Source organism: Niastella vici, from assembly GCF_002077945.1.
In the GTDB taxonomy this organism is placed as follows: Bacteria; Bacteroidota; Bacteroidia; order Chitinophagales; family Chitinophagaceae; genus Niastella; species Niastella vici.
Map to the genome: position 1 here is coordinate 235,693 of NZ_LVYD01000002.1, position 25,075 is coordinate 260,767.

The 25,075-nt window shown below is 46.4% G+C and carries 13 protein-coding genes; 1 reads left to right on the forward strand and 12 read right to left on the reverse strand.

The features are described from left to right. Position 1: 1 nt before the first annotated feature. The 4 genes from A3860_RS04425 to A3860_RS04440 form a co-directional block, all read right to left on the reverse strand. Entirely contained in the window at positions 2 to 2,794 is a 2,793-nt protein-coding gene (locus A3860_RS04425; RefSeq protein ID WP_245843473.1) for a glycoside hydrolase family 2 protein, read from the reverse strand. 14 nt (positions 2,795 to 2,808) lie between these two features. Next, entirely contained in the window at positions 2,809 to 4,359 is a 1,551-nt protein-coding gene (locus A3860_RS04430; RefSeq protein ID WP_081145346.1) for an MGH1-like glycoside hydrolase domain-containing protein, read from the reverse strand. A gap of 106 nt (positions 4,360 to 4,465) precedes the next feature. After that, on the reverse strand, positions 4,466 to 6,316 hold the full coding sequence (locus A3860_RS04435) for an exo-alpha-sialidase (protein ID WP_081145347.1): 1,851 nt from the start codon (positions 6,314 to 6,316) through the stop codon (positions 4,466 to 4,468). 166 nt (positions 6,317 to 6,482) lie between these two features. After that, positions 6,483 to 7,316 (reverse strand): glycoside hydrolase family 43 protein, encoded by an 834-nt coding sequence (locus tag A3860_RS04440; RefSeq protein ID WP_245843474.1) that lies wholly within the window; start codon positions 7,314 to 7,316, stop codon positions 6,483 to 6,485. On the opposite strand from A3860_RS04440, the gene A3860_RS41470 reads away from it, so the two are divergent. Then, positions 7,315 to 7,518, forward strand: a complete 204-nt coding sequence (locus tag A3860_RS41470) for a hypothetical protein (RefSeq protein ID WP_173820159.1) — start codon at positions 7,315 to 7,317, stop codon at positions 7,516 to 7,518. The genes A3860_RS04440 and A3860_RS41470 overlap by 2 nt on opposite strands. Here the strand turns inward: A3860_RS41470 and A3860_RS04445 are convergent. From A3860_RS04445 to A3860_RS04480, 8 genes are all read right to left on the reverse strand, one after another. Further along, entirely contained in the window at positions 7,509 to 8,897 is a 1,389-nt protein-coding gene (locus tag A3860_RS04445; protein WP_245843475.1) for a glycoside hydrolase family 140 protein, read from the reverse strand. The two genes, A3860_RS41470 and A3860_RS04445, sit on opposite strands and share 10 nt — an antisense overlap. A 58-nt stretch (positions 8,898 to 8,955) precedes the next feature. Next, positions 8,956 to 12,081, reverse strand: coding sequence for a DUF6298 domain-containing protein (locus A3860_RS04450; RefSeq protein WP_081145350.1), 3,126 nt, complete (start codon positions 12,079 to 12,081; stop codon positions 8,956 to 8,958). 210 nt (positions 12,082 to 12,291) lie between these two features. After that, positions 12,292 to 13,944 (reverse strand): polysaccharide lyase, encoded by a 1,653-nt coding sequence (locus tag A3860_RS04455; RefSeq protein ID WP_081145538.1) that lies wholly within the window; start codon positions 13,942 to 13,944, stop codon positions 12,292 to 12,294. A gap of 592 nt (positions 13,945 to 14,536) precedes the next feature. After that, complete coding sequence (locus A3860_RS04460) at positions 14,537 to 16,501, reverse strand: RagB/SusD family nutrient uptake outer membrane protein (protein WP_081145351.1); 1,965 nt, start codon at positions 16,499 to 16,501, stop codon at positions 14,537 to 14,539. 34 nt (positions 16,502 to 16,535) lie between these two features. Further along, the gene (locus tag A3860_RS04465; protein WP_081145352.1) at positions 16,536 to 19,886 is read right to left on the reverse strand and encodes a SusC/RagA family TonB-linked outer membrane protein; all 3,351 of its coding nucleotides are present in this window, start codon (positions 19,884 to 19,886) and stop codon (positions 16,536 to 16,538) included. A gap of 167 nt (positions 19,887 to 20,053) precedes the next feature. After that, the gene (locus A3860_RS04470; RefSeq protein ID WP_216823374.1) at positions 20,054 to 20,764 is read right to left on the reverse strand and encodes a DUF3826 domain-containing protein; all 711 of its coding nucleotides are present in this window, start codon (positions 20,762 to 20,764) and stop codon (positions 20,054 to 20,056) included. A 538-nt stretch (positions 20,765 to 21,302) separates the two neighbouring features. Continuing rightward, positions 21,303 to 23,732 (reverse strand): beta-galactosidase GalB, encoded by a 2,430-nt coding sequence (gene galB, locus A3860_RS04475; protein ID WP_081145353.1) that lies wholly within the window; start codon positions 23,730 to 23,732, stop codon positions 21,303 to 21,305. A 149-nt stretch (positions 23,733 to 23,881) separates the two neighbouring features. After that, on the reverse strand, positions 23,882 to 24,985 hold the full coding sequence (locus tag A3860_RS04480; protein ID WP_081145354.1) for a glycoside hydrolase family protein: 1,104 nt from the start codon (positions 24,983 to 24,985) through the stop codon (positions 23,882 to 23,884). Positions 24,986 to 25,075: the final 90 nt, after the last annotated feature.

The following is a 25,075-nucleotide window of genomic DNA, read 5'->3' on the forward strand; positions in this document are numbered from 1 at the left end:
ATTACTCCTTTCCAGAAAAATCAAAGAATAAGGTTATATCCTTTGCATACATCGGGTCTTTGCCATAATCATAGAACATATGCTTCTGCCCCATGGGCCCCATCTTCTCTGGTTTCTGCGACTTGGTACCAATGGGTGAAATGCCATGCATAAACGACAGATCGCCGGTTGGGAAAACAGGCGCGGTGTTGAATGGCGTTACCGAAAACTTCGGCGTAAATAACCGCAGGAAAATGTCTTCATTATTGCACACCACTGTCAACAGCTGACCGGTAGTATTCAATTTCATCCAGTAGAAGTTTGAATAATAGCCCTTGAACTCGGGATAGATCAATGTGCCTTCACCGGTTGATGTATTGTTGTAGTCCTTATTCCAAACATTCAGGGTACCGCCTTTCATCCGGTTCTTCCAAACGCGGTAAGGCCCGGCGCCCATCCATTGTACTGATTTCACCATGCTTTCAGGGAACGAAAAGTTAATGCCCACCAACGAGGTCTCATATTCTTTCGGGAAATACTTCACCTGCATTTTCACCCAGCCCGATGGATATACGGTCCACTCCAATAACTGGCAAAGACTTTTCTTTTGAAATTCGGCTGCAATCACCTGGGCATTTCCTTCTTTGCGGGTATTCCATTTTACAAAGCCGGTTTCGCCTTCACACAATACCGGGCCATTGCTCAATGGAATAATACCGTTGCCGTTTTGCACGGTTTGTAATAAGCCGGTCTTTGTATGAAAAGTAAGGCTTACATCACCGGCAGTAGCTACGATCAGGGAATCCTTTTCAGCAACCGTAACTTCAGTTTTGCCTTCTGTTTGTACGAAGATCCGCGCAACGTCAACAGGCAATTTAATTGGCCAGCTCCAGGTATATATTTCATGTTGATTCACGTCGTATGCAGTTACATATAGCACACTGTATTGTTGCCAGTTAGCCGGCAGATTACAGGTGATGGCCCCTGTTGTACCCGGCTTAATATCCGGTACAGTCACTGTTCCGATAGCGTCGCTATTGAGGCCGTCCAGGGAAGTAAGTTTAAAGGTGAATTTACATTGATTGAGGTTGGTGAAATGATACCGGTTCTCAACACGTAATTGTCCGGTAAATGCGGGCGTAATGTCTTTCTTTTCAAAATGTACCGGCGCCCATATTTCTTTAATAGCATAATAACTGCCTTCTTTTTCATGATATGGCCCTACAATTCCATCGGGGGCATGATTGCCATCGGTATCAATACTGTCGTTTTTGTCTTTCCGCACCACGCCTTCATCGGCAAACACCCACAGGAAACCGCCGGCCGATAAGGGATGATGCCACATCAGCTCCCAGTAATCTTCCAGCGCTGCGCCTAAACCGCCATCGTATAAGCCATGTAAGAATTCAGTGGGGAAGGTGATCTTATGCCCGTGCAGGTGGGTTTCATTGCCATAATCGTAATTGATATAATGCTGGGTATCGAACTGGCGAAACACCTGCCAGGGATGGATCAATGGCCGTTGTTGAATGTCCAACTCATCGAACCAATGATCGAGCTCAAAATTATGACCGCCTTCATTCCCATTATCCCAAACAATAATGGAAGGGTGATTGCAATCGTGCGCGATCATCTCATGCACCAGCTTTGTTCCTACCTGGGTATCGTATGCTTTATGCCAGCCGCCCAATTCATCGAGCACCATTAAGCCCAGCGAATCGCAGGCATTCAGGAAATGCGCATCGGGCGGATAATGCGACATGCGCACGGCATTCATGTTCATGTCTTTTATCATCAGCACATCTTCAATGCTGCGCGTTTCATTCATGGCCCGGGCGGTAGTGGGCCAGAAAGAATGCCGGTTCACGCCTTTGAATTTTATTTTTACTCCGTTTAAATAAATGCCATCGCGTTCGCGCACTTCTACCGTGCGGAAACCAAACTTCTCCTGTATGGTATGCACCGGTTTGCCATTGGCCAGTAAGGTAAATTCAACCCGGTACCGGTTGGGGAATTCGGGCGTCCACAACAAGGGCGATGCCAGGGTAGTTTGCAGGGTGGCTATGGAGTCGCCGCTTTTTATTTTAGTAGAAAATGCATTCCCTGCCTTTTGGCCATCCATGGTATACAGCTGGGCAGTTACTTCATTTGCCTGCGCTAAGGCGGCCAGTTTTACTTTGGCAGTAAAAGCGCCGGTTGCTTTTCCATCTACGGCTACATGCGCCATATGTTCAACCGGAAGCGCCTGTAAGAAAACCGGTCTGAAGATGCCGCCGAAGATCCAGTAGTCACCCCGGCGCTCGGCCCCATTCACCGATTCATTGGCAGAATGCTTGCTCACCGTTACTTCCAGCAAATTCTTCTTACCATATTTCAACAGCTTCGTGATATCGTACAAAAAGCTATAGAAGGAACCCTGGTGGGTTTCGCCGGCCGATCTACCGTTGATCTTCACCTCGGTATCGGTCATGGAACCTTCAAAAACAATATTGATCGTCTTTCCCTGCCAGTTAGCGGGAACCATAAAGTTGTATTTATATAAACCCTGTTCTTTTCCGCGAACAGAATCTTTATCGAGCCCGTAATTGTATTTTCCAAAACCCTGCACTTCCCAGTTGGAAGGCACGGGAATGGTTGTCCATTTACCCGAATTGCGACCCGCTGTACAAAAGAACTGCCAGTTAACGGTTTTGTCGCTGCCCGTACCCGACAGGTATTGGATAGCGGTTTGTTGAGCGAATGAAATGCTGCAGGCTGCCAACGAAAGGCCACCAACCAACCCTTTTAATAAATTCCTTTTAATATTAGATTTCATGATCATCATAGCTATTATTCTATTGTTCCGGTAACGCGTTGCAGGTGCTCAGCCGAAGCCTTTTTCTTTCCATTCACCCATACACTCAGCCCCCTGCCCTTTTTATATTTAGCGCCTGTTTTGTCCCAGATGATGGTCACCAGTTTACCGTGGTACGATACATTGTCGAGACAAAACCAGTCCCATTTTTTTTCAGGGACCAGCGGGTTTACTTCTATTGTATTATCTGCACGCGGGCGCAAGCCTACCAAACCGGTTATCACCAGGTCGTTATAGGTGGAGTGGTTATAATAGCGGCTGCGCTCCTGGTCGCCTTTTAACCAATAGCCGGTCTTTTCATCGAGGTACTCGCCGATGTAAGGACGGCCGCGGTAGTATTGCGATTCTACATACAACTCCATCAACCGGAAATACACCGAATCATTTACTACGGTCTGTTTGTAGTTGTTCATTAAATTGGCCATGGCAGTCATGGTTTGCGCGGTGGCATAGGGCCAAACGGCGCCATCCCATTCGCATTTGCAACAACCATGGGTACGGAATTGCGGATGACTTCTTTCAGCAGTGGTAAGGCCAAATGGTGCACAGAAGCCGCTCTCCTCGGTTATCTTTTTCCAGGCCGCTTCATAACCCGTATCGGGCAGGTTGAAATACCAGGGAATAAATCCTATTTCTTCGCGCACATTGGCCATTGTATCGGCCTGCTTGCGGGTTTCAAAAAATGTATCTTTCGCATTCCAGAGAAGTTGCTGAACCCCTTTTTTAATACTGTCGGCCTTTGATGCATACAGCCCGGCCTTGGCTTTGTTACCGGCCAGGGTTTCCATATACGATAATGCCATTGCATTGCCATACATATAGCTGTTGATGGTTGGCCGCGCATTCTTTTCCTTTCTACCGCCGCTGATGGTTTCTTCCATACCATCTCTTACATCCGATTGCCAGAACAATCCGTTGGGCAAACGCTTTTCCATTTCCCATTTGGTATAATCTGTTTCCAGATCGGGCAGCAGATCCAGTAAATAGCTGCTGTCGCCATTTACCAGGTAGCGGTTGTACAACGCATAGCTGTTCCAGCTGCTGAACCAATGCAATTTGTTCATGGCTTTGCCCTCGTTACCACGATACCAGATATGCAGGTAATCATTCAGGTATTTGTTATCGCGCAACCAGCGGGCTTCATATATATGATGGCCCAGCGCACTGCCAATGAGGTTGTATTTATCGGCATAGTTCCGGTTTATCAGGAATTCGGTAAACGCGTAGCCTGCCGGGGTTTGTTTCAGGTGTTTGCGCAAGGTCCACCAGCGGTAATACCAGATCTCTTCAAAGTTCTGTTGCGGACATTCAAACAGGGGAATATTCACTTTCAGCCAGTCCCATGCCTGTGCATTGGGAACTGCCTGGGCAATATTCTCCTCTTCCATGGTATTGAAATAATCCACATAATGACGGAACTGCTCCGCCTTCAATACAGCGCCGCCCGCAGCTTTGCTTTTTTGCGCAACAACGGTGCTTACACATAAGACAAACAAAAATGTTAATATACCTGCCCTTTGGTTCATTTGTTTATTATTTCATTCAAACAGGTGAATGGTCAATGGTCAATGGTCAATGAATATCTGCTATTTGGACTCGCGACTACTATTCACTGCTCACTATTCAAGCATCCTACAATTCTTTTTTAGTTTTCAATGACTTAATACAATACGCTGCCGGTTTGGCCTGCACGCCGGGGTTGGCCAAATCGTACATTTGATCGGTAGGCGTATCGGCATCGGGAAAGCGGCGTATATCGCCGGTCCTGAATGTAATGCGTTGCACATTTTCGATGGGCGCAAAGAAGATCTGGTTGCCCCCCTCCTGCTTTCCATTTACGGTTACAGTATAAAACCGGTTTGTGGTATTCAACGACACGGTGATCTCATACTGTTTTCCGGCTTCGTATTTAATGATGTTCCTGTTCCTGTAGCCGGCCTTTACGATCAAAGTGCCTGTTGAATCAAATACCAGCCTGATGCCTGCATTGCCTTTTGCATCCTGAAACTCAATGTGCAGGTTACCATGGTCATTTTGTTGGGGAATAACCGTAAACGTAGCCTTCATTTTTTGGGCAGCTGGCAATACGTGCTCGGCTTTTCCATAATCAAAGGGATCTTTGTCTTTTATAGCCAACACCTGTGTTCCATCAGCCCCTTTTTCTATTGCTACCGGCGCCCACAGCGGACTGTAAATATTCCATTCTTTTAAGGCACTGGCAGCCGGCAGTGTGGTGAAATCATCATTCACATCCTGGTCAACTTTATCTTTCACCGGAATGGGAATGTTTGTAACCCAAATATCTTCTTTGTTCATGCTGTACGATACCCAGCAATTGCCATCGGGTGACTGGGCGCCTGCTTCGAGGCCACGTACATATTGCGGTCCATAACTTTTGTAGTTGCCGCCATAACGCATGGAGGTGATATCGCCATTCACCAGCAACAGGTTCTTATAGTTCAATCCATCGTCACTTACCGATAATGCCAATGGCCAGCGGAACTCGGAGGGATTGTATACAGTGAGGTATTTTCCATCTGATGTACGTTGTCCCCAGATCTTGGCATTGCTGTTCACGAAATGCGGCGCCCGTACCGGATTGTACAACCAGCTTTTGCCTTTATCGGTACTAATGGAGGTTAATGCAAGCTTCCACAAACCTACCGTGCGGCCATCGGGCAACTGGTAAAAATTGAATGCTTTATAATTGTCATTATGTAATGTGAGCAATGGATCATTGCGGTCTGCTTCTTCAATCCATTGCAGCACCAGCAGGCTATTGCCCAACACTTCTTTACAGGCCTCTACAAATCCTTTGTCCCTGCTTTTTTCAAAGAATGGATACGCGGTATTTTTTTCATTGAACGCATGGTTGTAGCGGATGAAATAGATGGGTCCCAATGTGCCGTCCTTATAAATTTCCCGTACCACGCGGCCAATACCATTTCCATCATTGGGATCATCGTGGGGGCCCAATACCAGGCCATAATAACCCAACATCAGCAAACGGTTTTTGGTGGAAATATAAAAACCCATGCGCTGGTGCATCACTGCCGAAAGGTTGTTGGCCACGCCATTGTATCCTTCTTTGGTAGTACCATCGGGAATTTTATAAATTGGAAACGAGATCTTTGGCGCCGTCCAGTGATAACCGTCCTTAGAGGTCATCAGGAGCGATTGGCCCGGTGGCACGTGTTCGCCCACGGGGTTGCTCAGGTATTCGAGGTAGAAAGTATTGTTCCAGTACGTAAGCAGTGGCTGATGGTTATACGTCCAGCCAAAACCGGTGGTCGAATCTTTGATATCGCGGTTGGCCCGCATTACCTGGATGTTGTGTACGCCAACAGCCGGTGACAACTGGCCATGATGATAATCTACATTCGAGAGGGTAGTTCCAATATAACGCACGGTATCCTGGGCAGTAAGTTGTAAACTGCTCAGGACTATAAAGGTTGCTATTGATATTTTATAAATACAATTCATTTTAAAAATTCCTTTTCGTGAATCGGCAATCGGCAGTTCCCGACAGGTCGGGACATGCTGGCAATCGTGAAATCAGTTACCGGTCGCCGGTTCCCAGTTACCAGGGGCGCGGCCTTCATTGTCTTTGTATTTCCCGGTAACCGGCAACTGGTAACCTGTAACCCACTCATTTCCCATTCAACATTCTTTTCAACTCTTTCTTTGTTGCCATAAAAATGGTCCCATGTTTATGACCCACAGGCACTGATACGGCGGCTGAATCAAAATGGATAAAATCGGTTGTCTTTACGGCTTCATAGGTTTTGTTGCGATACGCATCGAAATAGATCAACCATTCGTTACCCACTTTTTCCACTGAAGGGCCCTCGGTAAAATTTTCGGTAAAGGGTGCGCTCACCTTATTCCAGGGGCCTAGCGGATTGTTGCCAAACGCCACTTTTATATTTCTGTTAGGGCGGGTATTGTCTTTATGCACCAGTACATAATCTTTCGGGCCTCTTTTTACGATCACTGCATCGATCACGCTGAAGCCGGGATCGAAATAAAGTTTCGAAGGGGAGAAAGTTTTGAAATCTTTGGTCACCGTATAATACAGGCGGTGGTTATTGTTCTCCTCTTCCCCGCCTTTGGGGAACCGGAAAGGAATGGTAGAAGCCCAAACAATGATGAACTGATCGTTCTCCTCATCAAAGAACACTTCCGGCGCCCATACATTCACCACGTTCGAATCGTTTTCCATAACGGGAATGAATGCAGGAGCTGACCAATGTACCAGGTCTTTTGAATGGGCATAGCCAAAGCCTTTGTCCCTGTTCCAGCCGCTGGTCCATACCAGGTGGTATTCGCCATCGGCGCCTTTGGCAATGGAAGGGTCGCGCATTACTTTGGAACCTACTTCGGGTTTTACAAAGCTGCGGCCCACATCGGTCCATTTATAACCATCGTAGCTATATAAAAAACGTAACCCGTCTGTAGCGGGTTCGTTAAATGACGTGAACATGTACACGGGTTTGCCCGCCGTGCAGGAAAGAAGAAAGAAACAGGTTACGTATAATAAGTGTCGCATGATCGTTTATCAAGAATCAGTTACCAGTTACCGGTTGCCAGTTACCAGGGACTGCTCATATTTTGGTTTTCCCGGTAACCGGAAACTGGTAACCGGCAACCAGTTTCACAAATCAAAACCAGGATACTACAAGTAATCCAGTACCAACACCCAATCATTCCCCTCTTTCACCTCCCCCGGTGCATCGAACTCCTGCACGCCTTTATTCGCAAAGGAACCGATAGTCGTATACTTTCCGTCGCGAGGATTGTACCACGATGCTTTGATGCTTTTACCGGTGAGTTTATCCATCTTTACTGAAATGTTTCGGCCGGTATAGGTATACACCATCGCATAATGCCGGCCACGGGTAGCAAACAGGCGGTCATATTTCTCCCCAGCCTCTCCTGCTATCAACGACTGATCGGGCACGCGGTCGAAATATGATCTCGACAGCATCAGGTCTTTGAGATATCCCATTTGTGCGGCGCCGGGCGCGTTGATGGCTTCATACCAATAATTGGTCACCCCATAATTGCCATCGGTATCGTTGGGCCGGTGCATTTGCATTACGGCATTGTTGCCATACGTATAACCACAGCCGCCGGCAAATACACTCCACCAGGCATACCGCCGTACATCATTGGCGTTCCACCTTACTTCAAGCGAGTCATGCAATCCCTGGGGGATCTCTTCATACGATGGCTCTCCATCGAATGTTGGCTTCGCCGGCTTTTTACGAAGATCCATTTCTATGTATTTCCAGTTGTCTTCGCCATAATGCAGCTCACCGGCGCTGGTGTCCTGGTTATAACGGCGGTGACCACTTTGAAACATGTTGAACTGCAACCAGGGCTCATTGTGGAACCAGATAGAGGAGGTGGTGCGGCCACGCGGATGAAAAGTGATCAAATGACCGGGATCTTTTTCATGCAATGTTTTACCGATCATTTGCCATACGGCCATAGAATCTGAACCTTTGATATCGCCGCCATTCATCCACACTATATTGCTTTGCGACCTATAGCGGTTTGCCAGGAAGGTTGCGTATTGGTTTGCCTGGGCCGGTGTTACCTTGCCTGCTTTTACTTCGCTGCCCCAAATAGGCACCATCGCTATGTAAATGCCTCTTTCTGCGGCGGCTTTGATCACAAAGTCTACATGGTCCCAGTAGTCGTATTGCGCGGCATCACCGGCATTATTGCCCGGTGTGGTGATGGGCATGGCCACATTAGCTTCTTTTAAAGCAGCGTCGCCATAGGCATTCACTACTTTGGTGGTATGCAGCACCATTACCTGTATCACATTAAACCCTTTTTGTTTGCGATCATCCAGGTATTTAATAACTTCTTCCCGTTTCAGTTTTGAGAACAATAACCAGCCGGTATCGCCCAACCAGAAGAAAGGCTTTCCATCGGCCGTCATAAAATAGCGGCCATTGGGCGACACTTTCAATGGCTGCAGCTCAGCCAGCGCCGTTGAACAAACAAACAACAATAAAACCGGGATGATCCTTAACATATTTGTACGCTTCACGTCTATGCTGTTTTAATTTTTCGAGGTGAGCCGCCCTACAAGGGGGCCCACCGTTAAACTAGGCCTTCCGTATCCACGCTACCACAGTTCCTTCTTTACCACTTTTCAACGTAACGGGTTTTCCGCCTTTTACTTTTTCTTCTTTGCCGATCAGCTGTCCCGTAGCGGCATCGAACCATTTTACTTTGAAGCTGGCCGGTACATTGGTAAGATCAACCTGCACATCGCCTTTGCCGTAAACGATATACCCATTGCCGGCATTTGCTAACGTATATTGATCTTTAAACCCATCAACCGGTTTCATGGTAGCTGCGGCCGTTACAAATGCGGCGTCGGCCATCACCGGAATATTTGCCAGTGAGCCCCCGGCCATAAATACGGCCCAGCCCAAATTGTCGTAACTGTCGCCGGAATAGATGACCGCTTTGCCGGTAAATTTATCGCGGTATTCCCTAACTGCCCGGTATACCTGCTCAAAAGAGGTCCTTTTTGGTTTGAACTGGCGGGCCTGCTGCCGGGGAGCCAGGCTTTGTCCGCCCAGCGGCGCATATGCCGAACCATCCTGCTGATAATGCCAGTAGCGGATATCAATGCAATCAATAACCGCTGCGCGGGTGGCATCGGCTAAAATGGCATCCTGTACATCTTTGGTAGCGCTTAACCCGATCAGTGGCTTTTTACCCGTTTCCTGTTCCCATTCTTTTATTACATCTATCCAGAACTGTACAAAATGCAAAGGACCGGTGAATTCGGCCCCGGTCAGTTGTATCACGCCATTGTTGGCGGCGAAGTTATTCAAACATTGACGAATATACGCCCGGTGCAACGCACGGCGTACGGGATGGGTAACATCATAAAATTGTTCGGCCATAAACACCCGCTTATCACCGGCAAAGGGTACCGGTTCGGGGAAACCGGTATTGTTAATGTTATTCACCGGCCGCCAGGGAAAATCGGCATAATGGGCGCCGGCTTCAATAATATTATGTTGAAAATAATTTTGATGTACCAGCACCAGTCCTTTCTGATCGGCCAGATCGGCAAATTGTTTCAGGCGGCTCCAGTACCAGGTATTATACTTTGTAAGATCGTATTTGCTTAAACCATCCCAGGCCGTGTCTTTACCGCTGCGGGCAAATGGCAGTTCATAAAACGGTAACCATACATCGCCATCCATCCGGCGGATGCGTTCGTGATCATCGCGGCGGCGCTCATACCACAAAGCATAATTCTGTTCAAATGCCACTTCGTGATTTGCCTTCATGGAATCGGTCAAAACGCAAAGGTCATCAGTTAGTCCGGTACCGGTTTTGCCGGGAATAAAACGCGTGATGGCCGGTTTGGCATCTGCCATGGCATACGGCCTTGCGCTGCCGTTCCACCAGGGCGATTCGGCCCTGGTTCCGGTAAGGATAGCATTGCCGCGCACCAGCCAGCTGTTTTGCACATGCATGGCAGCCATGGGTTGAACCGGCGCGGGTTGTTTGAACCCGAGCTCATCGATGGTTTTTACACCGGCCGCTGAAACAGGTATGGGTTGCCGTTTGGCCGCATCATCAATATATTTTGAAACGGTTGGCTGCGGAGCTACCGACATGGCCGTTAACTCAGCGGCCTGCGCTACGGTTGGGCTGCTGGTAGCATCGGAATTAATCAGCAGCAATTGCACCCTGCCGGTAATATCTTCTTTTAACCGTTCTTTTAATTGCGCATAATACAAACTGCGGGGCTCTATGGTGTTGTTTGATTCGCCCCAGTAACCATCACCTGAAAACTGCGCCCAGCTGCCAAATGACCAGTTCTGCGCGGTGGGTGGCTGATAACAATCAACGCGGGCGGCCGTACAATTCCAGAGTACGCTATTGGCCACATTCCACCCTGCCCCATTGCCCTCCATACCACGGTTCATAAAACTGATCGCCTGCCCGTCGATGGTCACCATATCGAACAACACACCGGAAGCCCAGCTATCGAGGCCACCGCTGAAACCATACGGTTTGTAGGAATCGCATTGTACAAAAGCGTTCGGGCCGGGTGCACAAAACCCCGTGGCAAAATCATGATTGCCATATTCAGTATACAGGCGTTGGAACAGGGTTTGCTGACCGGTGGTATAAAATGTATACCGGCGAAAACCGCCGATCTCCGAAACGGGGGCCAGCGATTTACAATCTTCAACCGTAACGCGTTTACTGGTTTCTGTTACAAATACCGCAGAACCGGCAAAGTGTTCAAATACCACCTGCCGTACCCAGGCATCGGTGCTATTCTCTATAGAGATCGCCATCCAGCGATGGGCTTCGTCTTTGGGATTGTTTACATCATATTCCGATACACAATGGATATTTTCAACGCCCACATCCTGTATACGGCCGGGCCAGGTATAAGCAGCGATGAGGCCGCCACCGTATTGCTCATCGAGCGCGGTTGTCACCGGCGCATCCAATTCTATGGTTCCTCCATTTACAGCCACCACAGTGCGGTCCCAGAAAATATCACGCTGACCGGGTTTCCAGGCCAACGCAGTAATGCCACCGCCAAAATGAGCAGTGTGCAGGTCATGGATCCAGTTGGCGGTTGATGGCCGGTGTATTATTACTTTATCGCCGGTTTTGAAATTATGGGGTGTTGCTACGTTGAGCGTAACACTGTTTACCGGTATATATTTATCGGTGAGTTTGATTTCGGTGGTTGATTGCCGGTCGTTCTTTCCTGCTATGGCAATAAGGGTTTGCCGGTCGTTTCCGGTTCCCTTCAATATTGTTCCCTGGTCGCCGTAACCGCTGCCGCGTAACACCACGCCAGATGCATGAATGACCAACTGGCCGGCTACTTCATAAAGGCCTGGCTGTAATAGAACAGCACCACGCAAATTGTCTTTCCCTGCAGGCAATGCCGCTACATAATCAAGTGCTGCCTGAATGCGGCGGGTAGCATCGCCTGCTTTTACAGGCACCACTATACGAACGGGCGCATCGGGGATGGCCTTATCGCCGGCCTTATAACCACAATAAGAAAAATCGGGGACCCGGTTACCGAGTGAGTCGGCGGTATAGTTCAGCTTCCCTTTTTCGGCTGACAGGGGAAGAACCGGCCGTTTGCCTTTCTGGGAATAGCCTGTACCTGCCAACAGCAACAGGCTGATAATAAAAAATGATCTTACTTGTCTGATTGTTAAAAACATGGTTCCCGGATGATTAAATGATAAATGAGCAAACCTGAAAGAAGTGCAAGGTCGTATAATAGGTTTATGAATTAAGAGGTAAGAAGTAGGAAGTAAGAAGCGCCTGAATTTCTTACCTCTTACTTCTTACTTCCTACCTCAAACCACTACATTCTGTTCATTTCACAAGTCACCCACATTCCTGTCTTTCATGGCTAAACTCGTAAGAGCTTATTTCCTGGCCGTTTTATTGATCCCGGGTCTTACATTGCTCATGGGTACCACGCTGTTCAGATACTCTTCGATATTCGTATATCCATCCTTGTCTTTATCCTGAGAAGCATCTGCTGCGTTCTTCGGGTTCAACCCATGTTTTATCTCATAATCATCGGGCATGCCATCGTTATCGCTATCCTTATAGGGCGTGCCTTTGTATTCGGGGTAACCGCCTACCTGTATGGGATCGGTGATAATACCCATTTTGTAGGAATCAATAGGCAATTTACGATGTTCAAATTGTTTTGTGGGCAGGGGTACGCCTTCTTTATAAACGATCTTCCCGGTTCTTACCTGCTCGGCAATACGCGTGTCAACCGCATCGCGTTTGGGTAAAGTAGCGCCGGCATTCTTAACTACATAGCCATAGGCTTCGTTGGCCGATACAATGGTCATTTTGGGCATGGGCAGGGGCTCATTCCATTTGATGAAATCGGTGTATTCGCCGGCAGTATTCTCTTCTTCAACCTGTACACCACCAGCCCAGTTGTTTTTAGTGATCTCATCGTAGCCTTCCATTACGTTGCCATGTACATAGGCACGGCCATACACTTTGTATTTTAATTTGCTGCGGCCGCTCTCCGGCTTCAGGAAACGGTGGCCTACAGGTGAATTTTTAGGCGTAACCGGCCCCGGCTTATAATAGTTGTTGATGAAATTATACATAGCGCGATAGTCGCCGCCATCGCTTGAACGGTGCATCCAGTTGAACACTACGTTGTTTACGAAATTGAAGGTACCGTTCCAGCCTACTGAAGGGTTACGGCCGGTATTGTTCGCCCACATATTGCGCATAAAGGTGCAATTTTCACCACCCAGTGTGCTGCCGAATGAGTGGTTATAGGTATCCAGCGCTTCTGCAAAAATGGAATTCTGGATGGTGATATTCACCGTTCCCAGTTTTTGCTCAGGAATACCGGTGCTGTCGTTGTACATATGACGGTACATACTCATATTTTCATCGAGGCCCCAGCTGGCCGATACGTGGTCGATCATGATATTGCCCACGGGGTTGCCACCGATGGCATCATCGCGACGGCCCACATTGGTTTCGCCCCTGCGGAAGCGCATATAGCGGATCACTACGTCATGGGTATTGAGCCACACCGACTCCCCGGCGATACACACGCCATCGCCAGGCGCTGTTTGTCCCTCAATGGTGATATAGGGCGCCCTGATGATAACAGGCGTTTGAAGATGAACGATACCGGCTACGTTAAACACCACAATACGGGCGCCACCGGTTTCGCATGCTTCGCGGAAAGTGCCCGGACCTCTGTCTTCCAGACTGGTGACAACAATTACTTTACCACCACGGCCGCCAAAGCTGTAAGCGCCGCCACCTTCTGCACCGGGAAATGCGGGAATAGCTGCCTGGGGAAGATCGTACGGACGGGCAGCCCAGGGAATATAGGGTTTACCGGCTCTTGCTTCTTTTTCAATAATGGGGAATGCTTTGGCCCATGCTTCATCAGAATGTTTGGCTTCTGCTTCCAGTAAAGAATCCGACCACTTCTTCACATCTGCCGGAATGGTAGGATATTGCGCCAGTGCCGGCTGCACCAATCCCAGTGCTGAAATCAATAATAAGTTGTGAAACGTTTTCATAATCTTCATTAACTTTTTTCAAATCATGGTGTGTAAAAGAACCATTACCGGTCGATCTTCTTTCGGGTCAACAAGGTTTACATCAAGGTAAGGTATCTTAAAAATACAGGGAGGATAAAATATCCCCCCTGTGCTTAATTTATTTAAAACTGCTGATCCGTTTTTTTCGGTTGGTTTTTCAAGGACAGTTCCCGATCAATTAAAAGGGACCAGCGGTTATGAGCCGGGACGATGCAATTACCAGACGTTCAATTAGTATTCGGGGTTGCACCCAATCAATGAATTAATCACTTTTTATTCATAAATCTAAATATATGTTTAAATGACAATTACCTTATCGTACCATCGTTTCGGCAGCAAATGAATACTAACGTCCACTGGCCGGCCTGCAAACATCAAAGCCCATCAAAAGAGAGCACTTACAAACATTTAATTGACCGTGTTGAACTAGTATGTTAAAGAACTTGAGATCTAATTTAACAAGTGTAAAATTTATTTCAACAGCTGACATTTAATTTACAAAAAACGGCCGTTAATATCAGAGGGCATTTTGAAATGCCCTCTGATGTTAGTTTTTTATTTAGCGTACTGATCATTGTTTATAGTCGAATGTTCCCATTGCACTATTATAATCCTGCCAACCAATAGTTTGAGTTAACCATGGGTTATTCGATAAAACGGCAGATGACAATCCCGAAATGTAATAATTCGACCTGAACAGGAAATTCACTGGTGTTGAACCATCCTTATCCCAGGCTGCGTCAAGCGGCGTCATTACAAATTTATTCTGATATAATGTTTTCAGCGATGCTATTTGTGTATTGAAATCTGATGCATCCGGATCAATAGAAATAGCCCTGTCTGCAGCAGTTAACGGATCAGCGCCATAAGTTTTCGACTGCCAGTAATATCCCTGACGGCTTGTGCCGTTGAGAATGGGTATTCCCAACCTGGCATTCGTATTGTCTCCTATAGACGCATCGTCGTCGTATAACATCCAGCGCTGAAGGTCCCAGAAGCGTTTGCCTTCATACGCCAGCTCCACACGGCGCTCGTACAGGCAGGCTTCCAAAGCAGCATACCTGCTAGAAAGCGTTCCAATACCATAGTTATTCGCAGATGGAATACCTACCCGACTACGTATTTTGCCGAGATAAGTGATACAATTACCGATATCGCCTTTAGCGGCATAACACTCCGCTATATTCAATAATAATTCACCATAGCGATAATCGAAGATATCTGTGCCGGAATAAACAAAAGTTGTGCTATCTGCGGCAGGATTAGACATTTTGCGAACCAGGGCCGGACTGCTTGTCTGGTTATTCGCATAGTAAGTAACAGTACCGGTTGCACTGGCTCTCCATCTGTACAGCCAGGTGACTTTATTTTTGTTGTTGGTATAAGCCCATTTGCTTCCTGAGAAGGCAAACGTGCGATAGAAGCGGGGGTCCCGGCCTTCAAAAAAGAAAGTATCGTTATAATTGGTTCCTATTACAGGGCGGCTTCCATCCTTCATCGGAAACAGATCAAGCATAGCTTTCGGCACAGAAATGCCACCACCGCCGTTTTGATCTTTCGGCCTGATTGAACTTTCCCAGCCATTATTAGTGGCGGTTGAAGAATTCGTACTGGAAAGAAGGATCAAAAAGATGGCCTCTCCATTAAACGAGTTGTCATTTTTAAACGTTACTTCGGCCCAGTCTTTTGCAGAATTGATAGAGGCGCCATAACCAGCGGCTGTTAATGCGGTTTCGGCGGCGATACCGGCATCGAGGGCTTTTTGCCAGTGTTGGTCGCCTGCATTATCCCAGTTAGCGTTAAACAGGGGGCTTGCAGCGGTCAGCAACACCCGGCTTTTCATAGCCAGGGCGGCGGCGGCCGTAAACCTGCCATAATCTGTAGATGAAGTAGTCCATTTCATGGGTAATAAGGCCGCAGCCGAATCAAGGTCCGTTATGATCTGGTCAAAAACCTCGGAAGATTTGGCACGTGGTACTTTAATGCTTTCATCTGTTGAACTGGCATTTTGCACCGTTGTAACGATGGGAACGCCACCATAAATGCGAACCAGGTCAAAGTATTGAAAAGCCCGGAACATATACATTTGTCCTTTTGCTGTTTTACGAAAATCTTCAGAAAGCACCTTCCCGATCCCGTCAATTTTCTCCAATAAAAAATTCGCAAGCCGTATCCGCGTATAGGCGTTGTTATTAACACTGCCCGATAGCACCGCGCCATAATACCCATCAGCCTGTGAAGCCTGCACCAGTAATTTATTGGGGTTAGTGTAATCTTTTACGGTTCCTCCAATTTCCTCAGTAAGATTTCTCCTGGTATCATCATACGAACCTACCACCGTCAGCGTAGGATTTTTATAATTTACAAAATAATAATTGTAAAGCCTGTCGATATACCAACCGGTTTGCACCTCGTTGGTAAAAATGTTTTCATCGTATTTGTCATAGCTCTTCATTTCTTCCAAAAACTTCTTATTGCAACCCGACGCCGCCACAACAACAACGAAAAACAAGAGATATGCTATTCTATTTTTCATATTGACAATATAATCAGTTAACAATTTTGGTACATTAGAACCCTAAGTTTACGCCCATCGCCCAGGTCCTCAATGTTGGGTAATTCACATTTGGCGCATCATACATATTGCGGTAATGGTTTGGATAAGGATTATAGAAATCCCACAAATTGTTACCGCTCAGGTATACCCGGGCGTTATCCAAACGGGCTTTTCTAACGAGCGTTCTAGGCAATGTATAGCCAACACTCAGCGAACGCACATACATGCGGAAGTTAGATACCTTAAAGAATTTAGCGTTAGAATTGGTTCCGTTGAACGCATCATAATATGCCAGATTCGGGTATTTACCATTTGGATTATCTGTTGAATCATACATATCATTCAAATAAACCGGCTGCGCCCACAGGCTGGCTGTGCTGCTGGTACCCTGTTTTATTAAATCGATCGTGTTATATCCTCCCCAGCTGGTAACAATCTGCGCAAATAATGATATTCCCGCATAAGAAACACTCAGGTTGGTATTGATACCATACGTCTTACTATTCTTTTTCAACACAACAAAATCCTGATCTTTCTCTATGTCCCCGTTCGGGCCGGCATATGTCTTGTCAGTTGAATTAAGCGCACCGCCTACATCTTCATAGGCAATCATGCCCTTTTTCATCCCTGCCTTGGTTATAATGCCCATGTACTGTGGCGCAGCTCCGGTAACACCCGATTTGTTTGCATTATCAGTGAGGTATTGCCAGTAATTATCGACGTCTGCATCAGTACGCAAGATACCGTCGCCGCCAGAGGTCTCGTTCCAGGTCCTGAAGCCATAAACAGCCGGGAAACCGGAATTACCCGCCGCTCTCCTTGTGTTCATTTTGGATGGATAGTCGAATGGTTGATCCAGGTATTTGGTGGTTTTATTGTCGCCGATACCAAAGTTCATGCCTATTGAATAGTCAACCTTTCTGCCGATCTTGTCTTTCCAAGTAGCTGAAATTTCAGTACCCCAGGCTTTTATTCCTGAAAAGTTTTCCTCTGCATAACCGCCACCCACTGAAATTGGTACGCCAATCGCTCCCGCCATAACTGTCAACACATCTGAATAAGTATAAAAGTACTGGTCAAGGTTTACTGTGAGCCGGTTTTTCAGCACACTGAAATCAAGACCGAAGTTGCGCTGAAAGTTTTTGTCCCATTGAATATCTCTGTTAGGTGAAACTTCCGGTGTAATGCCGGTTGTAATGGCGCCACCGTTGCTTCCAAAGCCCATTCCTGCACCGGTTTCTGCTTTATACAACTGCATCCATTTCCATGCCTTTACGTTATTGTTACCTAATTTACCAACTGAAGCACGGAGCTTCAGGAAATCGACCCAGGGTACACTTCTTCTGAAAAAGTCTTCATCACTCATAACCCAGCCTGCCGATAAACTCGGGAAAAAGCCCCAATAATGTTCGGGCGCAAAAACTGAGGATGCATCTGAACGGAAAAGTAACTGAAGCATGTATTTGCTCCTGAAATTATAGCTGATACGGCCTAAATAAGAAAGCGTTCCACCCACCAGTTTAGAAGTATAGCTGTTACCGGTATTTAATGTACCGGCAGAAACCGAAGTACCGTTGTACGCACCAAGAACAGGCTGGTCATAGATCTGGTATCTGTAATCATAGGTATTTTTTTCCCGCTCACCTGAAACTACCGCCGAAATGTTATGGTCGCCAAAAGAGCGATCATAGTTCAGAAAAAAGTTTATTTGTTCGGTGGTTCCGGTACTGTTACCATAAGTAACACGGGTGTTCGACTTATTGACTACAGGGTTGTCCCATACTGCTGAATCATATAAGTGATGTTCGGCCTTATTTCCCGAGCCATTCCTCGACAAGGTAACCGGCATCAGGTCCTGTTCGGTAGTACTGGTAGTAGATTGTATGGCATAATTCATTTTCACAGAAAGGCCTTTGATAAAGGGCATTTCGTATAGCAGTGAAAAATTAGCATTATAGCCAAACGTCTTATTGGTTGTTTTAGACCCGTTGTTCAACAGGGCATAATAGTTCGTATTGGAAAGCGAGTTATTACCACTTACGTTCCCTAATTTATTGGGTCCCATGGCAGGAGAAACATACCTGTCGACCCCGTTAATATTGTAGATCCACGGTATGTATTTGGGCATATGGAGAATTTGGGAATAATCCGATTGCTCACTACCGTTCGATCCGTAGCTACCGTCGCTGATGCCAATTTTTGTAAATGATTGTTCCAGATCAGAGTTGTTTGCGGCAATGGTAGCCGACAATTTCAAACCGTTCGTCACAGTTACATCTGTTCCGGCCCTGAATGAATATTTATTATAATCCTGCGTTCCCAAATTAGGTCCCTGCGTGTAGTAAGATCCGCCGGTGAAAAATGTGGCTTTGTCAGATCCGCCGCTAACAGTCAGCGAATGTTGCATCGAATTCGCCCGTTTCCAGTCGTTCCTCAACCAGTCATAGTTCAACGATTTCATGCGCTCCAGTTCCGCAGGGCTGAAAAAAAAGTCATTAGACGTCCAGCCACTTGCCCGGCCAAAACGATTGGCATATATACCATAATCATAGGCATTCATCACTTTACCATGGCTTACCGCATCATTGGTCTCAAATTTACCAGCGTAATTGATCTTTGGCGCACCACTCTTTCCCCGCTTTGTTTTTATAACAATAGCTCCCTGCGAAGCCCGGGAACCATAAATGGCAGCAGCCGCATCACGCAGTACGGTAATGCTTTCTATCTCAGAAAGGTCCATCAGGTTTAAACGGTCCATCGAAGACCATCCTGTTGAGGGATCGCTCTGTATCACATCATCTATTACGATCAGGGGTATATTATTACCGTTGTCTTTACCCCAGTTGAATTGCTGGCGAATGCTTAATTGGGGCAAATTTCCGGGACGTTGGCTCCCGCCTGTTACGCTTAGCCCTGGTACCTGGCCTCTCAACGCTTCTGTAACAGTGGCCACCGGCATATCTGAAAGCTTACTCAGATTGACGTTAACCACAGACCCGGTAACAGTTTTCTGTCTTTGCGTACCATAACCAATTACAATAAACTCATCTAACTGGTTGTCGCCTTTTGCGAGGGATGTACTGATAGTGGAATTGCTCCCTACCTTAATTTCTTTGGTGGCAAATCCAACATATGTAAACACCAATGTTTGCTCAGGCATGGCCTGTAACTTATATTTTCCATTTGCATCAGTAATAACATTACCACTGACGCCTTTAACGGAAACAGTTACCCCCACCATTGGCTTGCCATCAGGGTCGGTAATTTGCCCCGTTATGTCGCGTACCTGGGCAAAGGCACCCGCTGTTATCATCAACAGCAGGAGAAAGGATAATGAATTTTTTTTGAATTGTTGCAGATTCATACAGCATTAGTTTTTAGGACTGATAAAACTTTTTAGCAATCTTTTTAATGATGACCAGTTTTAGTGTTGAGGAGTATAGCATACAATATTAAGTGCGATACATTGTGTTATTAATACGAATCAGGCGATCTATGTGTCAGTATTGATTACTACTTATTGTTTGATAATTATTTACTTTGTTTGGCAGCGGCCTCCTTTCTTTCCCGGATCCGTTGCTGCCAGTCGGCTTCCGCTTTCTTCATGTCGATTCCCGCTTTTGATAAATAATTATTGATACGGCCTTTGTATTTACCAAACCAGGCATGCTTTTTTTCAGCCGATTCGGCATCCATCGCATGCTCGCGCGCTTCGGTTAACCAGGCCAGTATTTGCGTTTTCTGTTCTTCGGTCAATGTTGGCAACATATCCTGATAAGCAGTGTATGTAACGTTCAACACATTAAACGTCATTCCATTTTTTATTTCATCAACCTGTTGCGGGGTGCAAAGTGCGTTTAGTTTTGCCAGGAAAGCAGTATGTAATTGCGCCAGTTGCTGATCGGCGTCTGTTTCCAGTTTTTGAATGGCCGCTTTATCATCAGCAGTTAATTCTGTGCCTTTTGCTTTTATATTTTTTATCTGTGCATTACGGCCATCATGTATGCGGCCCAGCTGCATATACTGGTCTGCAACAATGGCCTGCACCTTTTTGTTAAAGACAGTATCAGTAGTATGTAACGCTGCAACGATCTTTGCTGCTCTTTTTGCAATTACTTCGTTATACGATTCTGTTGTGGCAGTGGCAGGTGCTGTTTGGGCAAACACCAGGGTTACCGACAATAACATCATTAATAAGGTAAGCGCCAATAACATTAAATACAAACCACCGGTACGTTTCATAGAAGATATATTATATAATGAACTAACGGTCATGGCTTATCCATTCAGTGATCGGTAGCCAATTACTGTATTAAATACTTTATTCCAGTCTTTTGTTTTAATGCGCGTGAACAACAAAACCTGTATATCCTGAACGGGTTGCTGTCCAATGGATTTGGTTTAAAAACCAGTAAAATTCATAGCGTGGGTACTTAGCCAGTCTTGTTGATTAGTGTGGATTGCGCCAGGAGAGTTTTTTGTTTGTCCGGATATTTCGCCTGATATTTCTGCCCGAGAAGGCGATATCATTCATTGCGAATAAGGAAGACCGGGCAAGCAAAAACGCTTCATATGCTCAATCGTTTAAAATTCCTCAGAATACAATGGATCATCAGGGATCACTTAACCATTTTTTTCAGAAACATTGTTATCTGTTCGTTATTCATTTACCGTAATAAAGGTACATGTGACCCTATCTGTAAACAATGTAAGGTTTCACTAAAATGATGGAATATTTTACTATTTTTCTTTTATCACACCCTAATTAAAATCAATCAATTTATTGACTTTGAAGCAGGATGGTACCGGATGGCAAACCCGGTGCATGAAAAGTTACGCGAATGGGACCGGCTTTTTGTTTTGATTGGATGATAGCGAGACAAAGCCCGTTGTAAGCCTTATGGGACGGCACTTTAAACGATTCAAGGCTGGCGGGGTAGCCATTGTCCATTCCGGCCAAAACGCCTTCGCCTGAAATTTCAACGGTCAAATTATTGGCAGCATCAGGCACCAGGTTCCCGTTTTTATCTACAATACGAATGGTGACAAAAGAGAGGTCTTTTCCGTCGGCATGGAGGATTTTTCTATCTGGCACCAATTCCAGCCTTGCAGGTTCCCCAGCCGTATTTGTCATTTTTACACTAACTATTTGTCCATTTTTGCGGGCTAAGGCCTTCAACGTGCCGGGTTCATATTTTACCCGCCATTGTACATGAATATCAAGCGGTTGTTTTCTTTTTACGCCCAGCGAGCGGTTATTCAGGAACAGTTCTACCTCATCGGCATTATTATAATAGGCCCATACATCCACTTCTTTACCTGGCGTCCAGTTCCAATGCGGAAACAAATGCAGCACGGGTTTGCTGCTCCATTCGCTCTGATACATATAATAGGCATCCTTCGGAAAACCGGCCAGGTCAATGATGCCATAATAAGAACTTCGCGCCGGCCAGGGATAAGGCACCGGTTCTCCCAGAAAATCAAAACCCGACCATACAAACAGACCCGATAAAAATTCGTACTGTTTAATGATCTTCCAGGTTTGTTCATGGGTACTTCCCCAATACGCGGCTACATGATCATATGCGGAAACCGTAAAATCGGGGTTGCCTTTCTCTACAAACTTTTGTCCTTTTAATGGCCAGAACCGGATGCTGTCGGATGGCATATCGTAATGCCCCCGGCTGGCGAGGGCCGACATTGTTTCGGTGGCCAGGAATTTCTTACCCGGATACCGCTGTAAAAACTCAGGATATAGCTGCTGATTATAGTTCATACCCATGAGATCCAGCGCATTGGCCTGGTAAATAAAATTTTTAGTGGTATCGGTCTCGGTGAGGGCCGAGGTTACGGGCCGCGTGGTATCGAGTTGTTTTACAATATTTACCAGCTCTTTTGTAATAGGTATGCCTGTACTGTCGAACTGTTCGCGGATCTCGTTCCCAATGCTCCAGATGAATACGGAAGGATGGTTGCGGTCCCTTCTGATCTGATCTTCCAGGTCCTGCTTATGCCATTGTTCAAAATCAACATTATAATCGAACTTATTCTTTTTCTTGCGCCACATGTCAAAGGCCTCGTCCATAACCAGGAAACCCATTTTATCGCAGAGGTCAAGGAATTCCGGCGCCGGCGGATTATGCGCCGTGCGGATGGCATTACAACCCATTTCTTTCAGTAGCTGTAACTGGCGTTCCATGGCGCGCACATTTACGGCTGCCCCCAGGGCGCCCAGGTCGTGGTGCATACACACGCCCAGTATTTTCAGTTGTTTTCCATTAAGAGAAAACCCCTGCTGTACATCAAAATTAAAATAGCGGATCCCGAAAGGAGTAACGTATTCATCAACCACTTTACCATTCACCATCACCCGGGTTACGGCCTTATATAAATAAGGGGTTTCCACCGACCACAGTTTTGGCGCATTGATGGCTGTGGAATAGGTATAGGTACTTTTGCCTGAGGGCCAGCCGGGCGCACCATTCAACGAGGAATAGCCTTTGCTTACCAGCGTTCCCGCGGCATCGTATATATAGGTGTACAGGCTCCCCTGCCCTATATTACCGTTCGTGTTGTTTATGGTGGCCTGCACCCGAACAATGGCTACATGTTTGCTTATGTTTGGTGTGGTAATGAAGGTACCCCACTGATCGATGGCTATTTTATTCGCCACCACCAACCGAACATTTCTGTAAATACCCGAACCGGTATACCAGCGCGAACTGGGCTGGGCCGAATTATCTACTTTCACGGCGATCACCTGCTGTGCAGCGCCGGAATCGCACCAGGGAGTTATGTCGTAGCTGAATGAAATATAGCCGTTGGGGCGTTTACCTAAATAATGGCCGTTGATCCATACTTCGCTGTTGCGGTATACGCCATCAAATTCAATAAATACATTCCTGTCTTTTGCGGTTGCCGGCAACGTAAATGTTTTGCGGTACCAGCCAATTCCTGTTGGCAGGGCAGCCTGGTTGGGCGTGCCCGGGTGTTTTTCGCTGAATTCGCCTTCAATGCTCCAGTCGTGTGGTAGGTTAAGCGTTCGCCAGCTGTTATCATTATAACCCGGTTCTTTGGCAATAGCGGTATCGCCCAAAAAGAATTTCCAGTCGTTGTTAAAATCGATGATAGTACGGGGAGAAAGTTGTTGGGCGTTCGATACACTTCCTTGCAACAAAACCAACAATATTATAAAAACTAACTTCTTCATTCTAATTTTTTAAAATCGTGAATGGTGAAATAGTTACCGGTTACCGGGTCCCGGTTACCAGGGCAAAAAATTCGGAGACCCCGACTACAGGCAGCATGATCGACATTATAGGCCCGGTAACTGGTAACTGGCAACCGGTAACAGCCACCTTATTTAACAAACTCTACATTGCTAACACCCAGATCCTTCGAAGTGGCCACCGCAATGCCACGTTGCTCTTTGTTATTTACGCCGCAATAGAAGTGATATACAACACCGTTATGCTTAACAACAAATGATTTATGGGCATACCGTTCGTCATACGGAGCGGAAGATTCAATCAGGTTATCGCCTTTCCAGTCGGTCCAATGAACGAGATCGTATGAACAGGCAAAGCGGTTAAAAGCGCCTTTGCGATCCTGCCAGAAAGCGCCGAAATAAAATAGCACATACACATCGCCGATCTTTTGAATAACGGCATCACCGGTGATGCCAGCAGGATGGTGCATGACGGGTTCTGTGTTGAACCGTTTCCAGTGCACCATATCGTCAGAAACAGCCATCCCAATACGCTCGTACCAGCGGGTTTTCCTATTGTCAATGGCCGTATCGCCATTGGCATTGTAATACATCACAAAGGGATGACCGGTAACTTTTTGTTTATCCCAGATAACCGAGCTTTTAAATTGCTTTTTATTTTCCCACCAGCGTACATCGGCATCCTTACTGGTCAATACGGGTTGAGGCAGGCGCTGGAACTCATGCGGTTTTGAAGGATCTTTTGTGGTATACGCGATACCCAGCGATAACAACCCCGCTTCATACCCACGCTCGCGGCCACCAAAATACGATAGCCAGTATTTTTTATTGTAGGGCTGCCATTGATAGCTTCCCCCCCATTGAATATCTTCCAGGGCTACATAGCCGGCTTTTTGATTGGCATCCCATAAAGTGGTATCCGTTGAAAATGATAACAGGCGGCCTTTTGTTTTCCAGTGCAACAGGTCGTTGCTTTGCGACAGCCAGGTTTCATAGCCACGGCCATCAAAAACCACATAGGTCATGTACCAATTGTTCCCCTTCCTGAAAACCGTGGGGCAATCCAGCTTTTTTCCATTATCGGCCGGCACCACTACCAGGCCATATTTATGCGGCGTTCTTACCTGTTCGTAGATCTGTTGCATCACCTTTTCCAGCACTGTTTTTTCGCCGGTTTGCGTCCATGCAGAAAGTATACATACCTGCCAAAAAATTATAGCTATACTTTTTTTCAAGATCAATGTTTTAGTCGGTAATTAGATGTGCCCTGCCTGTAATTAGTGGCATTAGCCATCAAATTTTGCAAAGATATAAGCGTACGCCAT